This is a genomic window from Nocardia sp. 2TAF39 (genome assembly GCF_052114905.1).
Lineage (GTDB): Bacteria > Actinomycetota > Actinomycetes > Mycobacteriales > Mycobacteriaceae > Nocardia.
The window spans coordinates 17,623-36,823 of sequence record NZ_JBFRFQ010000022.1; the positions used below are offsets into that span (position 1 = coordinate 17,623).

Genomic DNA, 19,201 nt, shown 5'->3' on the forward strand with positions numbered 1-19,201 from the left:
AGTACAATCCGCGGGACTACGCAAGGCTTTTGGGGAGGGACGTTGCAGTTTGCTGCGAGACCGATGCCGCTCCGAACCGCATACGCCCTGATCATATCGGGGATGTTGGCCGTCGGTGTCGGCGCATGTGGTTCGACGGTGTCAGGCCGGGCCGAACGGGTTCAGCCGGATCCGGCCACGTTGGATGTCGGGAACTATCAGACGAAGCCGCGCGAGATCGGCAACGCCAAGAACGAGAAACAGGCACGCGCGCGGGAATCGCAACGGCTCGCCGACTTCGTGGCATTGCCGTTCGAGGCCGACCCCACCTACGTCGAAGATGCCTGGACGCTGCGTCCACACATCGTCTACAACCAGAAGTCGCTGGGGAAGCTGGTCATCAACGACACCTTCGACGAGGTCGCGAAGGATCTCGTCGCGGGCTGGGTCGACGCGTGGAGCACCGGAGGCCCACGGGAGGCAGCGAGGCGCACGCTCAGCCTGGCGGTCATGATGTTCCCCGACGCCGAGACCGCCATGACGGTCGGCCCGACGCTCGAGCACGACGACTTCACCTACAACCGCGACAACCAACCGGTCACGATCACGAAACACCCGAATACGACGGCACATTGGCGTCCGGACGTGTCGTCGCTCGGTTCCTGGACCGTCCACGACCGGTACGTCGTCTACGTCAAGGTGGAGGACGACACCGCCGCACCCGATCTCCCCGCTCTGACCGCCCAGGTCGAGAAGATGCTGGACGTACAGATCCCCCTGCTCGGCACGTTTCGGCCGACCCCCTCCGACGAACTCCCGCGGATCCCACTCGATCCAGGCGGGCTGCTCGGCCGGACGATTCCGAGCAATCCGGAATCACCGATCCGCGCCGATCCCGACGGGATATACGCCGGTCGTGGCGTGATGTCTCTGCTGGATGGCACGCAGAACTCCCTCGCGACCCTGAAAAAGAGCGGAGTCGATCTCGTCTCGTTCGGCGACGCCGTAGTCTTCCGTAGCAAGACGCGACAGGGCGCCGAGGATCTATGGGCAGCCTGGCAACCGTCGAAGCAGCTGAAATCCGACCAGAAGCTGGTCGGGACGCCGGCCGGGCTCGGCGATCACGTCGAGTGCTACGCGGACACCGTGGCGAGCACTCAGGCAGTCGCTATGAACCTGTGCGTCTTCCAGGTCGATCGATACACGGTGCAGGCATTCGGAAAGCAACTGCAGGACCTGCACCAGAAGGTCTCCGCACAGTACGCGCTATTGACGAGCAAATGAGGGGGCCCGAGTGAGGTACCGACTTCAAACTTTCGCGGTACTCGCCAGCTCGATCGTCTTGGCCGCGGGATGCTCCAGCACAGTCGACGGCAATCCACAGCCCGGTATGTCGCCGGTGGATCCGGCGATCCTCAAAACCGGAGCGCTGGATACCGAGCCCACCGCGTACAACCCGCGGATCAGCTCCGCGAACGATGTCCGCTTCATCGAAGCCCGTCGGATGCTGAACTATTTGGTGCAGCCGTTCGACATAGACAGCGACATCACCGACGTCGGCTATGTCAGGCTGATCGCGACTCCCCTGAGCATGGTCAACCCGGGGGCGTTCCCGGAGAAGTACAAGGTGATAGGCGAGAAGTACAACGTGCTGGCCGGCGCCTATGTCTCGCGGACCAATGGAAATCTGCGCAGCACAAAGAAATTGATCATCTCGATCCTTCGATTTCCGACCGAGACCGACAGCAGGAACGCCGCGGACGAGTTCGACCGGATCACCAACGAGGAGCCCGGCAGGCATCCCGTTCCGATCGATGGGTATCCCGACGCCAAGTCGACCTCGGGAAACGACCTGGCCGCCATTGCGTTCCTCCAGCACGGCCCGTACGTCATCTCGGTCAATGCCGGGGTACCCGAGCCGAACAAAGACGCACTCGCGAGCGTCCTGAAGAAGACGATAGATCGGCAGATCGCCGAACTGGACAAGCAGCAGCCGGTTCCGCTCGACGACCTGCTCGACCTGCCCCTCGACCCGGACGGAATCATGCGCCGCGCCGCGCCCTCGGCAAAGGACTACAGCGACCCTTTCTTCGGCCGAGATGATTTCGGCCCTTATCAGCCCTCCGGAATTCTGCACTTCGAACGCAATCCGATCGAGGTGCGCAAAGCGTTCGAAGAAGGCGGCGTCGACCTGATCGGCCGCCGGAGTGGAACGGTGTATCGGACACGCGACCTTCCCTCCGCATTCCGCCTCCAGGCGGCTCTCGCCAAACCGGAGAAGAACGACGAGGTCGTCGATCCGCCGCCCGGCCTCGCGGACACCCGGTGTCTGAAGTTGGACTACAGGGATACCAACCGTTTGAACAAGGGTCTGTGCGTCATCGTGTACGACCGATACGTCGCCGTGGTGGTCTCCCAATTTCCCGACATCAGCCGGGTGGACCGGCAGTTGCTGGAACGGGCCGCCGCTCAGTACTCGATTCTCGCGAAGAGTGGGTGATCATCGATGCGGATACGAAGCCTGACGGGCGCGGCGCTCATCGCGGGTGTCTTCGCGACCAGCGCCTGCGGAGGTGGCACCACCGAGCAGGCCGATGTCCAGCGAGTCGATGTCACGAAATTGGATTCTGGCAGCTATCCGACGGCGCCGATCGATATCGAGCAGACCAGGACCGACCGATCCGGAGCAGCGCGCGAAGCGATACGCATCGGTGCCGCAACGCCGCTCGTGTCGGACATCGACAACCGATACATCTACGAAGGTGGCGGATCACGCACGCGGATGATCACTCCGACAACGCCACCTTCGCTGAAAGCGGTGGAACGCAGTGAATTCGATGCGGTAGCGCCCGGCCTGGTGACCGGGTGGCTCACCCATGGGCAGCGGAGGAAGGAATTCGGCCTCGGCAGCGAGGTGATCATCCACGTTCTCCGCTTCTCCGATGGAAACCACGCGTCCGCGGCGGTCAAGGAGCTCATCGAGCGTGTTCCGGGTGACAGCATCTCCATTCCCGGCTATCCGGAGGCCCGAGCCAGGCATAATGCCCACACCGAGTACGGCACCAACTATCTGAGCACCGGGCTCGCGCACGGCGAGATGGCGCTGCTGGTCCAGATCAATGACCCGATCAGCGTGCCCTTCGCTCCCGGCCCTCCCGCCGATCTCACGAAGCGCTCTTTCGACAAGGTCATCGACATGCTTCGGCAGTACACACCGACACCGATCGACAAGATATCCGCGCTACCGCTGGACATGGACGGAATGCTCGGCCGGACAGTTCCGCTCGACGAGAAGAACAAACCGGTCGACGGTTCCGACGCGTCGGGGGTGTATCCGGTACAGGCGCTGCTGCATTCGGAGCAGGACCCGAATTCGGCGCGCTCCGCGTACCTGGACGCCGGCGTCGACTATGCCGCGACCGCAGGAGCAATGGTGCTGCGGGCGAGAGATTCGGCCAGTACGACCCGGCTGCTGGCCGCGATCTCGGCACCGGTCGCGACCGAGTACGACCCGGCGGACAGTCCGTCGAATTTGTCGGATGCCAAATGCTTCAAGCCGAAAGAAGGCCCGAGCAAGTCCTGGGCGGACAAGCCGGTGTGCTACTTCGCCTTCGATCGTTACGTAGCCCAGGTGAGCAGCAACAACTTGCAAGACCTTCAGCAAAAGACCGCGGCGCAGTACAAGCTGTTGGCCCATGGGCGTTGAGCATCGCGCCGGGCGTGGGTCGAACGCCCGGATTTCGCTTGCTAGATTTTCCCCGAGAGCTCGTCGGTGGGGGCGTTCGACATGGTTGAGGAGGACCGAATGGCGTTGCGTCCCGGCGCAATTATCGGCGGATACCGGGTGCTTCAGGTCCTCGGCAGCGGCGGCATGGGAACCGTCTACCTGGCGCAGAATCCGATCTTGCCCCGCCGGGATGCCTTGAAGGTTCTCAGCGCAGACCTGTCCACCGACGACGAGTTCCGCGCGCGGTTCGAGCGGGAGGCCAACCTCGCGGCAGGCCTCGACCATCCGAACATCGTCGCCGTGTACAACCGCGGCGAAGAAGCCGGCCAGCTGTGGATCGCCATGCAGTACGTCGACGGCACGGACGCAGCGGAGGAGGCGAGGAAGGGGCGGTCGGTCATGACTCCGGAACGAGCGCTGCGTACCGTCTCGGAGGTGGGCAAGGGCCTGGACTACGCCCATCGGCGCGGGCTGCTGCACCGAGACGTCAAGCCTGCCAACTTCCTGCTCTCCACTGCCGACGGAGACGACGAAGAACGGGTGCTGCTCACCGACTTCGGCGTCGCCAAATCCTCGGATGACGGCCAAGATCTGACGGCCACAGGCAATTTCATGGCTACCGTGGCCTACGCACCCCCCGAGCAATTGGTCGGAAGCAGCCTCGACCCGCGGGCCGACATCTACAGTCTGGGCTGTTCGTTCTTCAAACTGCTCACCGGCCAGAATCCTTATCCCTCGACCATGCCCGCCGTAGTGATGATGGGCCATCTGCACGAGCCACCACCGAAGTTGAGCGCTGTTCGTCCGGACTTGCCCGCAGCGCTCGACGGTGTGATCGAGAAGGTGATGGCGAAGGACCCAGCCCACCGGTACAGCACCTGCCGTGAATTCATCCAGGCCGCCGAGGCGGCGTTGTACGGTGCACCGCAGTACCGCGCTCCCGACACCTATTCGACGGACCCGCGGGCGCCGATGACCGACCCTCGCACCGCGATCGCCGCGTATGGGCCACCGCGCGAGGACACTGATCAGCGGTTGATCGAGACGATCCGAAGCGGCAGCGAGCGTTCCCACGCCAGACGCGTTCTCGTACCCGCGATCATCGCCGTCGTCATAGCAGTCTCGATCGCCGCGGGAACGTTCTTCCTTATCAGGGGCGGGACGAACTCTCCCGGCTCGGGAAGCAGCCTGGCCCAGGTGCGCGACAATCATCCGGAATTCGACGGAAAGACGATCACCGCATTCAATTTCGGTAATTCCACGCTGTCCGCCGTGCTGACGCCTAGTGATCAGTCGAAATTCCTGCAGGATATCGGCTTTCGATACAGCAGCAAGTACAAGGCGATCGGTGACGAGAAGTCGCCACGGGCGATGTCGGCGAACAGCTATACGACCGATATCGATTCCGAAGTGGTGATCGTACTCAGATCGGACGGCCAGGCCGGAAACGGCGGACTGCGCGGTCTCCCGAATGGCATCCTCTCCAGCTCGGCGAAAATCGTTGTCGTCGACGACCCTTCGACCGTGCAGGCCTTCCAGGTGTGGACCGGCCAGTCCGTGGATGTGCTGGTGGACAAGATGGTTCCCACCATCGCGAAGATCGTCAAATAGTTCTCGGCGCGGTGCACTGGAACTGGATGATTCGGTCCGCGGCTCGGATACCCGCTTGCGCGCGAGCTCCGTTGCCGACCTTGGCATTCGGGGTTCGCTGGTGGCGCGACAGCACGCCGTTCGGTAGGGTGTTGCGCAGCCAGCCCACTCGCCGGTTCAGGTGGTAGCGAGCAGGGGGAAGGAGGGGAGCAGCGCGCTGGCAACGACTAGACAGACGCGACGGCACCTGCGGTCGGACGTCCGGGGGGGATCTCATCCAGGCCTTCCGTACCTCGGCGTAGCCAGTCGCCCACTTGGGACGCGCGTTTCGACGCAATTCCACCAGGATTCTGGTGAACGGGGTGGAACCGATCGAGCGGCAGCCGCGTCCAACTACATGAAGAGGTCAGCTGGCACTTGCGACGTTGACCATCAACCGAAACAGGAGGAGCCACCATGGCAGGGTCTCTCTCAGCGGATAATGCACTCATCGGGCAGAAGGCGAAAGAGTTTCAGGAGCAGCACAACAACCTGATGCTCGCCATCCGACAGCTGAAGACGGATGAGGACAACGTGACGAACGGCGCCAACTGGCAGGGCCAGGCGCGTGACGCGTTCAACGCCTTCATGGAGCGGTATTACTTCCAGGCGGACAAGCTCAACGACAAGCTGATGGAGACGTCGGAGAAGCTCATCAAGGCCGGTTCGACGTACGAGGACCAGGACACCGACTTCGCCCAGCAGGTGCAGGCTCAGGTCTCCAGCCTGGAACTTCCTCCGGTCTAACCCAGAATTACGTAGCAAAGGAGCCTGAACAATGGCAGCTGGAAAGCCCATATCCGCTAACTTCTCGGGCGTCGAGGACGGAGCTCGGGCCATCATCGCCCGGGCCGAAGGGATCAGAAACGAGCTGGAGGCCTTTCACAAGAAGGTCGAAGAGTTCGTGACGACCAACTGGAAGGGTGACGCGAACGAAGCGTTCGCCGAGCTGCAGCGGTCGTGGAACGGCCATGTCGAGCAGCTGAACCAGACCCTGCACGGTGCCGCGAAGCTGGTCAGCTCGGGCAACTCGGAGCTGCAGAGCACGGACACCGCCCTCGCCGGCCTGTTCTGAGCATCGCCTCGAACCGATTCGTGCCCCCGGCAGATCATTGCCGGGGGCGCGAATCTTTGTGTTGGTCAATCACTTCGAGCCGAATATCGCTGGCTCTTCATCTCGGGTTCACTCGATCACACGAACAGAGCTACCGAATCTCTCGCAAGTATTCGACAATTCCGGCCAGCTCTCACCGACATACTGACACCCCACGCTGACCTGCATCCCATACTCCAGCAACACGTGCCAGAGAACCGTTGATCCGTCCCGAGGACGCTCGGTGTACGCGAGCCCGGAGCGTCCGCCGAAGACCACCTCTCGCTTCACATCGGTCAGCGCACCGGTCGGGCGTTGCGCCATCTGGGCCTCGAGGTTGGTCACGACCTGTTCGTAGCCGGAGCCTGCGACCAGGGCTGTCTGCACGACGGACATTCGATGCCGGGAGCCGTCGTTCGGGATGAGATCGATGCGGGACTTGCCGTCGCCGGGCGCGGAGACAAGACGCCATCCGTCAGGGAGCTGAAAACTGATGCGACCGAACGTTTCAGGGGCGGAAACGGTAGATGTCGGCGGCGCAGTGGGAGCAGTCGGCTCCGATGCGGCGGAGGTCATCGGCACCCCTGCCGTGGTGGTCGTGTCGTTCGAGCGGCCCAGCAGGACGACACCTGCGACCACAGCGACAGCGACCACGGCGACAGCGGCAAACGCGGCGACGTAACCTGCGGCCCGGTGGTGGTTCGGCCGCTGTGCGGCAGCACGCGCGCGCAGCGGCTGCATCCATTCGGTCTGCGTCAAGACTGGTGCGGCATCTTGCGGGTGGGCCGGGTCCGGCCGACGACTACGGATCAAGTCGGGGCCGGCGACAGCGCGCACTTCGACCGCGGTGCCGGAGGCTTGTTGGACGGCTGCGCCGAGCAGTTCGAGCATGACGGGATCGGATACGCCGACCACCTGTGCGAGATCGACGGGCCGGCCACCGAGCAGGCGGTCGACCAGCGCGCACAGGTCGTCGAACGCGGGCGATTCCGCGGTGATCTCAGCGAGGGCGAGAGTTGGCTCGTGCTCGCAGGATTCGATGTGGACACCGTGGTGGTCGCGGATCACCACAGACGCCGTCGTGGTCAGCGTGCCGAATTCCAGCACCACAGTACGGCTGCTGTGGCTGGTGCCTTCATCGACCGCCACCGACCGCACTGCCATGTCCTCGAACACGACATCGGCCGCGAATCCCCGTGCCGCCTGGTCGAGTACCGAGCGGCGCGGCAAACCCCAGTCGGTTGGGCAGATGAGGATGATTCGCTCGCAGGACCCCACTATGCCCAGGTTCTCGAGCACCGCGGCAAAGACAGCGCTCAACCCGTCGACCACCGACGGTGCGCGCGGCGTCAGCGCGATCGCGTCAGCCGGGATGAATTGAACAGCCGAACTCACCAGAGTGGGCGGTGTCAGCGGTTCACCGACGACCAGGTCGAACCCGTTGCTGCTCAGGACGATCGAGGGCGGCACGTCCCAGTGTGTGGTCGCGCCACGTGCCCACAGACGCGTCTCCGTGACCACCAGCTCTACGGTGGACATCAGGGCAACGGCATCCAGGCCGACTGCACCAATCCCTCACCGTTGCGCGTGATGAGGGTGCCGCGCCCCGGCGGCATGAGGCTCGGCCGCGTAGTTCCCATCAGCACACCCTCGTCGCGGCTACAGCTCATGATCAGACCGGCCGAGCCGAGATCCTTCATCCTGGCCAACGTAGCCTCGTACATCGCCCTGCTCGCTCCACCCGAGCGGCGGGCGATGACCAGGTGGAATCCGAGGTCACGGGCGTGCGGCAAGTGTTCCACCAGCGCCTGCACCGGGTTACCCGCCGAGGTGGACACCAGGTCGTAGTCGTCGACGATGACGTACAGTTCCGGGCCGGTCCACCAGGACCGTTCCCGCAGCTGCTGGGGCGTGACATCCGGCCCTGGCGTGCGCTTGCTGACGTAGGCAGCCAGATCGTTCATGTTCTGGGTAAACTGCGGTGCCGTCGAGCCGTAACCCGCGAGATAGCCCTCGGGGACCAGGCCGAGCATGGTGCGCCGGTAATCGCCGAGGATGAAGCGCGCCTGGTCCGGGGTGTTCGACGCGGCGATACCCTCGATCAGCGAACGCAGCAGCGTCGTCTTACCCGATTCGGTGTCGCCGATGATGATGAAGTGCGGACTCTCGGCGAAATCGATGTAGACCGGCGCCAGCTCGGACTCGTTGATACCGACCGGGATTCGCATGCACTTGCTGTTCGGGTCGACCTGCGACGGCCAGTCCCCCGCCAGGTACAGCAGCTGCTCCCGCGGGAGTTGCTCGGGCAGCATGCGGATCTGCGGTGCCGGACGGCCCGGCGTCAGCCCGGCGATGGTGGCGACCGCGTCGCCGACCGCTTGGCCCAGGTTGTCGGGGTTCGCGCTGCCGTCGATGCGCGGCAGGCTGGTCAGCATGTGCAGGCACTCCGGCGTCATACCGCGGCCCGGTCGGCCCTGCGGGACGAGCGAGGCGAACTTGCGGCCCAAATCGGAATCCATCGGATCACCCAGGCGCAGTTCGATTCTGGTCCCGATCTGATCCTTGAGCGCCGGGCGCGCCTCGGCCCACCTGGCGAGGGCGATGACCACGTGCACGCCGTAGGACAGACCCTGCACCGCAAGGTTCATAATGGTCTGCTCGAGCATCTCGAAGTCCTGGCGGATCGAACCGAAGCCGTCGATCACCAGGAATACGTCGCCGAACGGATCTTCGTGCGCGCCGGTCGCAGCCGGGCTGCTGGCCGGATCCATCGAACGCAGACGGCGGAACTCCGTCATCGACTCGATGCCGAGCTGGCGGAAGCGCGCCTCGCGCTGCCGGACGATAGTCGTCATCTCGGCGATGGTGCGCCGGACCTGATCCTCGTCCAACCGGCTCGCGACCGAGCCGACGTGGGGCAACCCGAGCAGGCTGGCGAGCGTGCCACCACCGAAGTCGAGACAGTAGAACTGCACCTGTTCGGCGGTGTGCGTCAACGACATCGCCATGATCAGGGAGCGCAGCGCGGTCGACTTGCCGGACTGCGGGCCGCCGACGACGGCGACGTTGCCGCGGGCACCGGACAGGTCGACGACCATCGGGTCCCGGCGCTGGTCGTAGGGGCGGTCGACGATGCCGATCGGGGCGCGCAGCGTGGCCACCGCGGAGTACTCGCCGGTGCGGATGGAGCGCGGGATGAGCTGGTCGAGCGTGGGGGCCTCGTCCAGCGGCGGCAGCCAGATCTCGTGGGCCGGGCGGCCGTGCCCGCGGATCCGGGAGACCAGCATGTTCACGTTGGACAGCTGCTCGCCGTCCTCGTCATGCTGGGTTTCCAGACTCGGCTCGGGTGGCAGCGGAACGCGGTCCGCGGCGCGGAAGCCGACGTGTGTCGCGGTGAACGGCCGTGCCTTGATGTCGATTTCGCCGGACTGGGTGGCAATGGTGATGTCACGCTGCGAGCCGCCTCCGACGTACGGGCCGGAGACATAGGAGGCCTGGAAGCGCTGGATCTCGCCCGAGTCCGCCTTCAGGTAGCCGCCGCCGGGGAGGTTCGGCAGGTTGTAGGCATCCGGCACGCCGAGGACCTGACGGGATTCGTTGGCGGAGAACGTCTTCAAACCGATCCGATAGGACAGGTGACTCTCCAGGCCCTTGAGCTTGCCTTCCTCCAGGCGCTGCGAGGCGAGCAGCAGATGCACGTGCAGTGAACGGCCGAGGCGGCCGATCATGACGAACAGCTCCGCGAAATCCGGGTGTTGGGTGAGCAGTTCGGAGAACTCGTCGAGCACGACGAACAGAGCGGGCAGCGGGTCGAGGTCGGCGCCGGCGGCGCGGGCCTTCTCGTACTCGGAGACGTTGGCGAAGTTGCCCGCCGCGCGCAGCACCTCCTGGCGGCGGTTCATCTCGCCGGCCAAAGCATCCTTCATGCGGTCGACGAGGTCGGCTTCCTCTTCCAAGTTGGTGATGACGGCGGCGACGTGCGGCACCCCGTCGAGACCGAGGAAGGTCGCGCCGCCCTTGAAGTCGACGAGCACCAGGTTCAGCTGGTCCGGCGAGTGGGTGGCGAGCAGGCTGAGCACCAGGGTGCGCAGGAACTCCGACTTACCGGAACCGGTGGCGCCGATGCACAATCCGTGCGGACCCATGCCGTTCTCGGCTGCCTCCTTGATGTCCAATTCGACCGGAAGGCCGTCGGCGCCGACGCCGAACGGCACACGCAGGCGTTCCCTGCCGTAGCGCGGACGCCAGGCATGCTCGGGGTTGAACGCGCCGATGTCGCCGAGGCCCATCAGCTGGCTCCAGGTCGAGATCACCTCGGAGTCATCGGTTTCCACGTCACTGCTGCGCTGGGTCGCGGCGCGATAGGGCGCGAGTCTGCGCGCCACCTGCTGGGCCTGCTGCGGACTGATCCGGTCGATGAGCGCGAAGCGTTCCTGATTGCCGGTCGCGCCGCGGCCGACGCACTCGCCGTTCTCCACGATCATCTTGATGCCGCGGGACACCGCGAGGCGCGGCGCGTAGCCGCAGAGGTCGATGATCGTGACGCCCTCGTAGCCGGATTCGCGCAGCTGATCGTCCTCGGCCTCGAGCAGACCACCGTCGACGACGATGACGATGTGCACCATGTTCGCGTTGGCGGGCTGATTCCTGGAGTACCGAACCCGATTGCCGAGCAACGGATGCAGTCCCGCCATGGCTTCCCGGATCGATCCGTAGAACATGCGCTGGGTTCCGATGCCGTCCTGTGCGTCGGGATGCTGGGTGTGCGGGAGCCATTTGGTCCACTCCCATTCCCGCGCGGTGTCCGCCCCGCAGACGACAGCGACGAGCACTTGGTCCGGCGCCTGGAACATGCACAGCTGCACCAACATCGCTCGGGTCATGTCCCGCGCCTCGCCGCGGTCACCGTCCAGCGCGATGGTGGCGAAGCCCTTGACCGCGATCGCGGTCGGCAGGTCGGGCACGGTCGAGTGGGCGCGCACAAAGCGGCGCAGCGAGACCGCGGCGATCGGCTCGAGCTCTTCGACCGGGCCGGTCTCCGGCGCGACCAGCCGGGTGGCCAGGCGCTGACCGCCGATACCGATGCGAGCGTGGCAGAAATCCTTGTCGCCCGCGCGGCGCTCCCACATACGGCTGGTGCCCGCGAGCATCCAGACCAATCCCGGTTCGGAATGGCTCCATTCGACCGACGCGCGCTGCTGTCGCGCGGTCTCGTCGACGTCCCTGCGGACCTGGTCGAGATAGCGCAGGTAGTCCTTGCGGTCCTCGTTGGCCTCCGCGGCCTTCTGCCCCTTACCGCCGCCCTGGCCCGCGAACATGCCGACCATGGAGAACAGCATCATGACCGGGAACATCATGCCCATCGGGTTCGACGCGATGCCGCCGCCCTGGGTGAACATCAGGGCCATCATGCCGACCATGCCGATCACCATCACGACCGGCATCAGCTTCGTCAGCAGGTTTCCCGGTGTCACCCGGGGGATTTCGGGCGGCGGCTGCAGCGTGACCTCGCCGCCGGGCAAACGCGGCATCTCGCGGCGCGCACGGCGCTGGAAGCGGACAGTGCTCATCGACGAGAATCCCCCTTAGGCGAGCTGTGATTCGGGCTCAGTGTAGAGGTCACAGCCGACATGTCGTACAGTTCGACCAGCATTCTGCTGCCCGAACCGTGGGTTCGCAAGCTCGCCAACGGCCGACGGGTTCGCGGAATCACGAGGCAGAAGACCGAGTTGGGGGAAGCTTGACGCACGCGCGCCTTGACCACATCGACGAAGAATCCTCGCGCGGTATCGTCCGCGCGCCCGACCTCGCCAGGGTGACGATTCTGGCCAAGCACACCCAGGTCGACATGGCGATCCCGGTCGACGTGCCGGTCGCGCTGGTGATTCCGAGCGTCGTCGACATGGTCGCCCAGCACAGCAGGACGAACGACTTCGACAACGAGGGTGAGCGTTTCGAGCCCGCCGAATGGGTACTCGCCCGCATCGGTCATCCCCCGTTCTCCAACTCGCTCAGCCTGGGTGAGCACGGCGTCCGCGACGGCGAACTGCTGATGCTGGAGAGCGCCTCACACACGGCGCCGACACCGCTGTTCGACGACATCATGTACAACGTCGCGATCGCCGACACCGACCACTACCGCAGCTGGACCCCGAAGGTCGCGCGGATCACCGGCTCGGTGCTCGCAGCGGTCACCATGACCGTCGGCTGTCTCGGCCTGCTGCTGTCTCCCGGCGCATTGCCGATCGCGGTGGGCGGCTCGGTCGCGCTGGTCGTCGCGATCCTGCTCGTGGTGGCGGCGATGGTGCTGAGCAGGATGTACGGCGACACCGCCACCGCACTGGTGCTCGGTGGCTGCGCGCTGCCCGCCGCGTTCACCGCGGGCATGCTCTACGTGCCCGACCACTACGGCTGGGCGCACATTCTGCTCGGTTCGGTGGTGCTGGGCGCGACCGCGATCCTGGCCTGGCGCGTCACCGGTGTCGGCCTCGCCGTGTTCATCGGCGCGGCCACCCTCGCGACCTACGCGGTGCCCGCCGCGCTGGTCGGTCTGTTCACCGACCAGCCCGAGCGCGCGATCGGCGCGGGCGTCGCGGCACTCGGGCTCGGCGGGCTCTCGCTCGCGCCCCGGGTATCCATGCTGCTCGCGAAACTGCCGCTGCCGCCGGTCCCTTCGCCCGGCACACCGATCGACCCGACCGAGGACGATCCTGACGACCACCGAGCGCTGCCGACCATGGACGTCCTGCGGGTGAAGTCGGAACGTGCCCGTATGTACCTCGCCGGCTTGGTCGCGGCGACCACGCTGATCACTGCCACCGGCGCGCTCGCGGCCACCGACCCGAAGGCCGACGTCCCGTACTGGCAGGGCGTGGCGCTCGCGCTGGTCTGCGCGGTGGTGCTGATGTTCCGCAGCCGCACATACGTGGGCGCCGAGCAGGCCGTGGTACTCATCTCGGGTGGCTCGGCGATCGTGCTGATCATGTTGGTGGGGGCCGGTTTCGCGCTGGACCAGCCGCTCGCGGTGTTCGGCGCGGCGATGGTGGGGCTGATCGCGGCGCTGATCCTCGGCATCATCATCCCGAACCAGTCGGCCACCCCGCCGATGCGCCGCGGAGTCGAACTGCTCGAGTACGGATTCGTCGCCGCCGTACTGCCGCTGGCATTCTGGGTCGCCGACCTCTACTCACTCGTCCGCGGGCTGTGAGCTCGCCCCGATGACTCCGAAGCATTTGGGTGGCAGACGTTTCCGTGCTGTCCGGACCGGCACGGCCGCATGTCTTCTCGCACTCAGCGTGTCCGTCGGGTTCGGAGCTACTACGGGAAGCCCGCTCGCGCACGCGGAGAAGCCGACAGTGAGCCCGGACACGCCACCACCCCCGGGCAATCCGGCCGCACCGCCGGACAAGACCGAGCGGGCGTCGAACACCCCTTGCGTCGGTACCGGGTCCGGCGGCGACGGGCCGACGACCCCGGCTGCGCAGCTCTCGCTCGGCCTCGAACATGCCTGGCAGTTCTCCCGGGGCGCAGGACAACTCGTGGCGGTCATCGACACCGGCGTCGTCCGTCATCCGCGGCTGCCGGGGCTGATCGCGGGCGGCGACTACGTGAGCAGCAGCGACGGAACCGAGGACTGCGATGCGCACGGGACCCTGGTCGCGGGGCTCATAGCGGCGACGAAGGTTGACGGTCAAGGCTTCTCGGGGGTCGCGCCCGAGGCGCGGATCCTCGGCATCCGGCAGAGTAGCGGCCTGTATCAGAAGGAGGGAGCAAACCGGGACAAGGGGCCGGACGCGCTGCCCCAGGCGTACGGCACCACTCGCACCATGGCGTCGGCGATCCGTCGCGCGGCGGACATGGGAGCCACCGTCATCAATGTGTCCGAGGTCGCCTGCAGGCCGACTTCGGAGCCATTCGAAGATACTGACCTGGGCGCCGCGGTCCGGTACGCCGCGATCGAGAAGAACGTGGTCGTGGTGGTCGCAGCCGGCAACTCCGACGAGAACTGCAAGGGCACCAACGCGGTCATCGATCCTCTCGATCCAGCCGCGGACCCGTGGAGCAAGGTGAACCTGAATGTGTCGCCCGCCCGCTATGACGACTACGTGCTCTCCGTCGGTTCCATCGACCACAACGGGCAGCCGTCGAAGTTCACTGTGCCCGGGCCGTGGCTCGGCGTGGCGGCGCCTGGTGAGAACATCACCTCTCTCGATCCACTGTTCAACGATCCGAACAGCAAAGGAACCGCGGTCCAAGTCAGCAGCATCCGGCAGCAGGGACAGCTCGGTCCGATTCAAGGCACCAGCTTCGCCACGCCCCTGGTGTCGGGTGTCGCCGCACTCGTGCGAGCCCGTTTCCCAGAGTTGAGCGCGCTGGAGGTCATCAAACGCATCGAGGCCACGGCACACGCCCCTGCGGAAACATGGAACCCTTACATCGGCTACGGTGCCGTCGACCCGGTGGCTGCGTTGACCGCTGAGGTAACCCACGAATTGCCACCCAAGCGGCCATCTCTACCGAAGAGTGTTCAGCTCGCGGTACCCGCTCCAGCACCATCACCGGACCATCGTGCGCGCAACGTGGCCTTGATCGGCAGCGGCACCATTGCGGCACTGCTCGCCCTGGGCCTGCTCGCGTCGTTTCCTATCCGTCGCAGGTTCGGCGTATCCGGCGACGATATGTAACCGGCAGAGCGGAAATCCAGCGATAAGAGCGTCGCCAGCCGGGATCGCTGAGCCACGTTCTAGAACATGATCCTTGTGGCACAGTCGCAAGAGTGGGGCCCCGACCGGACACGCAGCCAATCATTCTCCTGCTCGGCGTCAGCCGGGCAGGCGGACGTCAATTCTGGTTCTTCACAAGTGCTTTCGCAGGGGACTGATCCGGCGCGACACCGTCGTGGGCAACCATCGCCTCTTCGCGCCCCATGGTCGGCCCGCTGGCGAGCAGGCCGACGATCAACCAGGGTGCTCGTTCCGGCGTCACACCCGAATCCTGGTGCATGCCCAGTGCTTTCGCGGCATCGTCGTTCTTGATGCCGTAGCGCACGCCGGTGTCGGAGACATAGAACAAGCTGTCGCGGCGCTGACTGTCCGGCTCGATTCCGGTGGTCTGCACGAACGCGCCGGAACCCGGCTTGAAGTACACGGAGTCGACGTTGGGTCCGCTGTCGTCGGCCTGTGCCAGTGGCACCGGTCGCGCGTCGCTCGGCATCGGGAGGTCGACACCGGTGACGATCGCGAGTTCGGCATGGTTGCCGCCGCCCGCGGCACGGGCGGCCGCTGTGATCGGCTTCCAGGAAAGGCAGCTGACCCGCCGGTCCTTGGCCTGAACAAGAGTTGGCGCGGTCTCCGGGTAGTCCTGCACCGGCAGCCTCGAAGCCACGTTGGCCGCGGTGCGCTCGTACGGCTCGATCTTCGGGTTGCGCGTCGCGCCCGGATTCGCGTTGCGGATGATGTCGGCGGTCAGCGGCGAAATGGGTTGCAGGACATCCAGCAGCACCACGTAGTGCTGCTGGGTGCCGGTCTCCTGGACGACCTCGCCGACCTTGTGGTCGCCGATCGGATAGTTCGGGGTCGCACCAGGATCATCGATGCGCGGCGGCTCGATCGGCAGCACCTCGGGAATCGCATTGATCAGCCCCTCGCTGATCGGCCGCGGGGTCGCGCCGCGAATGCCGAGAGCGTCCATCACGGCGTTGGTCCCGGTGTCGATGCGAGCGCGTTTGTTGTCGTAGATCAGGTAGGTGACGGACTTGCTCTGCACCAGCATCGCCCGGTCGCGTGGCATCGTCGCCGCCTTGTCGCCGAGATCGAGATCGCCGATGAGCACCGAGGTGGTGGCCTTATTGGTGCCGTCGAGCTGGATGGTGTCGCACACCGTCCAGACGCGTCCCTTGCCGTCCTTGTCGAAATGCAACGAGCCGGGAGCGCCTGGGATGCCGATCAATTGACCGCGCGCTTTCTTCCCCAGCTCCGATTCCTTCACGATCGCGGGCTTGGCCGCATCCCCCGCGGCGAGGCGGGCCGAGGCGAGGTTGAGGGTCGGGTGCACCACATTGTCGATCACCACGTATACGGCGCCGGAATCCTTGCCGATCAGGATCTTGTTGTCGCCGATCTTGTCCTGCGGGCGCAGCAGTGCGAGCACGCCACAGCCTGCGAGAACGACGCAGGCCAGGATCAGGCCAGCGGCGTACGCGCGCGACTGAGAACGCATGGGGTCGTGCAGCATTCGCACGTCCCGGCGCACCAAGGCGTGCTCCATTCGCCGGACCAGAAAGCGGTAGCCACTCACCTGCCACCGTGTGGTGGGTTTTGAAGGCATTATTCCTCCCCCGAACAGTGCTCGCGTTCGCCGAACACAGTACAGTTCCCGAGGACTCTTGTTCAGCTCGGCCACTGCGAACCGGCCGACACCGGGTGTAGTTGGGGGACGACGATGACGGAACCGGCCGGAGCGGGACCACAGCCGCTCCTCGGACGCGTCTCGATGCGAAATCTGCTGATCGCACAGATCATTGGCCTGATCACCGGATTGATCGCGCTGTTCGCCGGTCTTCCGGCGTTACCCGCGCTCGGCGCCGCGGTGGTAGCGATGCTGATCCCGCTCATTCCGGTCGGTAAACGCACGCTGCTGGACTGGATCGACACCTGGTGGCGCTATTCCACCCGCCGGGAATACCGGCTCGGCGACACCGTCGACTTTCGCGGCACGGACGGACGGTCGCTGGGCCTGTACCGGGACGGTAGCCGCGTGGTCGCGGTCGTCGAGGTACTTCCGCCGCCCGGCGGGCTGACCAGGATTGCCCGCACCACGGTGCACGCCTCGCACCTGCTTCCGCTGCCGGAACTGGCGAATTGCCTGAACCAACACGACATCCTGCTCAGCGGCATCGACATCATCAGTCACGGGCATCGCAGCCGCTCCGGCACGCCCGCGGGTCAGATCTACGAATCGCTGCTCGGTCCACTGCCCGCCACCGCGCACCGCACGGTGTGGCTCGCGATCAGTTTCGACGCGGTGGCCTGCCCGGAGGCCGCGGCGCGACGCGGTGGCGGAGCCGAGGGCGCCTCGCGCGCCGTCAATATCGCCACCCAGCGCATCATGCGAACGCTCGAGGACGCCGATTGCAATGCCCGCATCCTGACCGCGCCCGAGATCCGCAAGGCGGTACTGCAGATCACCGGCGACTTCGATCCGCGCACGCTCGAACATCGTTGGCGCTACGCGGAGATCGGCAACAGCGTGAACATCGGCAGCGCGGTCGACCCGAAGCATCTCGGCTCCGACCTGCTCGCCCAGCTGTGGGTGGCCCCGTCGCGCGACACCACGGTGGCAGTGCGGCTGCGCCCCGGCAGCTCGGCCGAGTCGGTAAGCGTCGGTGCCGCATGGCGATTGACCGCACGTGAGCTGCCGGAACGGACCGAGCTGGCGGGCATGGTCTCGATGAACGGACGGCACCGCGACGGACTGCTCGCCCATCTGCCGATCGCCGTCCCCGGCCTGGACGACACCGTCCCGATGATCGAGTACCCGATCGACGTGATCGACGCACTGCACCTGCCCTCCTCCGGCTGCGGCCAGCTGATCGGCTCGGACGACGAAGGACAGGGCGTCGCGGTCCGCATCGTCGGCGCGGGCATCTCGACGGTGTATGTCGCAGGCGAGTTGTACTTGGCGCAGCAGTTGGTGTTCCGCGCGCTCGCCGTCGGCGAGCGGATCCTGATCCGCACCGACCGGGCGCAGGCGTGGGAGAACCTGGTCACCACGATCGGCAACCCGGAGCGACTGACCATCGCCGTCGAAACCCACCAATCCGACGCGGGATTCACCGCGACGGTGGTCGACGGGGTACTCGCGCCCGCCCCGCACGCGGGCGTCACCACCATCTACGTGACGGGCGATCCGATGGGCTGGCCCGCCACCCGTCCCGATTTGGCCATCCACCAGCCCGGCGCGATCGGCAACCACGTCGCCTTGCGCACCGGCACGGCCCAGGTCGACCTGACGCTGGTGTCCATCCCGCGCGAAGCCACCTACATCGGTCAGCCGCGCGGCCGTCGTGTCATGGCAAACCAGTAGCCGTTACGCCGGGTACGGGTCGGCTGTGCGGGCAGCCCGCAATGTGCGCGCCCACCACGCCAACTGGCGCAGCAAGCGTTCCGCGGCATCGATCGCGGCACCGTCCCTGGTGTCGCCGGTATCGTCGAACTGCTTTGTGGCCTGATGGAAGCTGACCGTCTCACGGACCGAGACCATGTGGATCTCGGCGACCACCTGCCGCAGCTGCTCCACCGCACGCAAGCCGCCGGAGAGGCCGCCGTAGGAGACGAAAGCGATGGGTTTGGCGCGCCATTCGTGTTTGGCGGTGTCGAAAGCGGTCTTCAGTGATGCCGGGTACCCGTGGTTGTACTCGGAGGTGACGGCCACGAAGGCGTCGGCCGCGGCCAGCCGCGCACGGTAGGCCGCGGTCGCTTCGGTCTCGGTGAGGTCGACCGGCAGCGGGGTGTACGCGAGGTCGATGACGCCTGTGTCGAATTCGGGGTGCGCACGCACTGTGCGCAGAAACCAGTCTGCGACCACCGGCGCGAACCGCTTCGGACGCACGCTGGCCACGATGACCTCTAGTCGCAACGGGTTGTCCACCGCGCGAGCCTAACCTCCTGTGTATCGCCCCGCGGCACCCGGACATCAGCCATGGACCACCGCGTTTGTTCGGACTGCCGACAGAAGACCAGGGCTGTAACGCGGGTTCCCGCCGTCGGGGACGA

General features: G+C 65.8%; 13 protein-coding genes. 9 read left to right on the forward strand and 4 right to left on the reverse strand.

Annotated elements, in window-relative coordinates:
* Positions 1-102: 102 nt before the first annotated feature.
* The 6 genes from AB4Z47_RS16050 to AB4Z47_RS16075 all read left to right on the forward strand — a co-directional run bounded on the left by AB4Z47_RS16050 (position 103) and on the right by AB4Z47_RS16075 (position 6,410).
* The gene (locus AB4Z47_RS16050) at positions 103-1,263 is read left to right on the forward strand and encodes a DUF7373 family lipoprotein (protein ID WP_441951584.1); all 1,161 of its coding nucleotides are present in this window, start codon (positions 103-105) and stop codon (positions 1,261-1,263) included.
* 10 nt (positions 1,264-1,273) lie between these two features.
* Positions 1,274-2,479, forward strand: coding sequence for a DUF7373 family lipoprotein (locus AB4Z47_RS16055; protein ID WP_441951585.1), 1,206 nt, complete (start codon positions 1,274-1,276; stop codon positions 2,477-2,479).
* A gap of 6 nt (positions 2,480-2,485) precedes the next feature.
* The gene (locus tag AB4Z47_RS16060; protein WP_441951587.1) at positions 2,486-3,685 is read left to right on the forward strand and encodes a DUF7373 family lipoprotein; all 1,200 of its coding nucleotides are present in this window, start codon (positions 2,486-2,488) and stop codon (positions 3,683-3,685) included.
* A gap of 99 nt (positions 3,686-3,784) precedes the next feature.
* Entirely contained in the window at positions 3,785-5,317 is a 1,533-nt protein-coding gene (locus tag AB4Z47_RS16065; RefSeq protein WP_441951589.1) for a serine/threonine-protein kinase, read from the forward strand.
* 435 nt (positions 5,318-5,752) lie between these two features.
* Positions 5,753-6,082 (forward strand): WXG100 family type VII secretion target, encoded by a 330-nt coding sequence (locus AB4Z47_RS16070; protein ID WP_327112724.1) that lies wholly within the window; start codon positions 5,753-5,755, stop codon positions 6,080-6,082.
* A gap of 31 nt (positions 6,083-6,113) precedes the next feature.
* On the forward strand, positions 6,114-6,410 hold the full coding sequence (locus AB4Z47_RS16075) for a WXG100 family type VII secretion target (protein ID WP_327112722.1): 297 nt from the start codon (positions 6,114-6,116) through the stop codon (positions 6,408-6,410).
* A gap of 108 nt (positions 6,411-6,518) precedes the next feature.
* On the opposite strand, the gene AB4Z47_RS16080 is transcribed toward AB4Z47_RS16075, so the two are convergent.
* Both AB4Z47_RS16080 and eccCa read right to left on the reverse strand, forming a co-directional pair.
* Positions 6,519-7,967, reverse strand: a complete 1,449-nt coding sequence (locus AB4Z47_RS16080; protein ID WP_441951592.1) for a type VII secretion-associated protein — start codon at positions 7,965-7,967, stop codon at positions 6,519-6,521.
* Positions 7,967-11,998 (reverse strand): type VII secretion protein EccCa, encoded by a 4,032-nt coding sequence (eccCa, locus tag AB4Z47_RS16085; protein WP_441951593.1) that lies wholly within the window; start codon positions 11,996-11,998, stop codon positions 7,967-7,969. The genes AB4Z47_RS16080 and eccCa overlap by 1 nt, the downstream gene beginning before the upstream one ends.
* Before the next feature lie 170 nt (positions 11,999-12,168).
* Here eccCa and eccD point away from each other — a divergent pair, with 170 nt between their 5' ends.
* Complete coding sequence (gene eccD, locus AB4Z47_RS16090; RefSeq protein ID WP_441951595.1) at positions 12,169-13,635, forward strand: type VII secretion integral membrane protein EccD; 1,467 nt, start codon at positions 12,169-12,171, stop codon at positions 13,633-13,635.
* Positions 13,636-13,645: 10 nt separating this feature from the next.
* Positions 13,646-15,112: a type VII secretion-associated serine protease mycosin gene (gene mycP / locus AB4Z47_RS16095; protein WP_441951596.1), complete on the forward strand. Its 1,467-nt coding sequence runs from the start codon at positions 13,646-13,648 to the stop codon at positions 15,110-15,112.
* A 157-nt stretch (positions 15,113-15,269) separates the two neighbouring features.
* Here mycP and eccB read toward each other — a convergent pair whose 3' ends face one another.
* Positions 15,270-16,754, reverse strand: a complete 1,485-nt coding sequence (eccB, locus tag AB4Z47_RS16100; protein ID WP_441951598.1) for a type VII secretion protein EccB — start codon at positions 16,752-16,754, stop codon at positions 15,270-15,272.
* Between the two features lie 114 nt (positions 16,755-16,868).
* Between eccB and eccE the strand changes: the two genes are divergently transcribed.
* Positions 16,869-18,512 carry a type VII secretion protein EccE gene (eccE, locus tag AB4Z47_RS16105; RefSeq protein ID WP_441951600.1) on the forward strand — a complete coding sequence of 548 codons (1,644 nt, stop codon included), beginning with the start codon at positions 16,869-16,871 and terminating at the stop codon, positions 18,510-18,512.
* Positions 18,513-18,515: 3 nt separating this feature from the next.
* Here eccE and AB4Z47_RS16110 read toward each other — a convergent pair whose 3' ends face one another.
* Positions 18,516-19,076, reverse strand: coding sequence for an NADPH-dependent FMN reductase (locus tag AB4Z47_RS16110; protein WP_441951602.1), 561 nt, complete (start codon positions 19,074-19,076; stop codon positions 18,516-18,518).
* Between the last annotated feature and the right edge of the window lie 125 nt (positions 19,077-19,201).

Bases quoted from the DNA above. Each gene is read 5' to 3' on its own strand.
- AB4Z47_RS16065 (WP_441951589.1), top strand. From the start codon at position 3,785: ATGGCGTTGCGTCCCGGCGCAATTATCGGCGGATACCGGGTGCTTCAG.
- AB4Z47_RS16060 (WP_441951587.1), top strand. From the start codon at position 2,486: ATGCGGATACGAAGCCTGACGGGCGCGGCGCTCATCGCGGGTGTCTTC.
- mycP (WP_441951596.1), top strand. From the start codon at position 13,646: ATGACTCCGAAGCATTTGGGTGGCAGACGTTTCCGTGCTGTCCGGACC.
- AB4Z47_RS16070 (WP_327112724.1), top strand. From the start codon at position 5,753: ATGGCAGGGTCTCTCTCAGCGGATAATGCACTCATCGGGCAGAAGGCG.
- eccCa (WP_441951593.1), bottom strand. From the start codon at position 11,998: ATGAGCACTGTCCGCTTCCAGCGCCGTGCGCGCCGCGAGATGCCGCGT.
- eccE (WP_441951600.1), top strand. From the start codon at position 16,869: ATGACGGAACCGGCCGGAGCGGGACCACAGCCGCTCCTCGGACGCGTC.
- eccB (WP_441951598.1), bottom strand. From the start codon at position 16,754: ATGCCTTCAAAACCCACCACACGGTGGCAGGTGAGTGGCTACCGCTTT.
- AB4Z47_RS16075 (WP_327112722.1), top strand. From the start codon at position 6,114: ATGGCAGCTGGAAAGCCCATATCCGCTAACTTCTCGGGCGTCGAGGAC.
- AB4Z47_RS16050 (WP_441951584.1), top strand. From the start codon at position 103: ATGTTGGCCGTCGGTGTCGGCGCATGTGGTTCGACGGTGTCAGGCCGG.
- AB4Z47_RS16080 (WP_441951592.1), bottom strand. From the start codon at position 7,967: ATGTCCACCGTAGAGCTGGTGGTCACGGAGACGCGTCTGTGGGCACGT.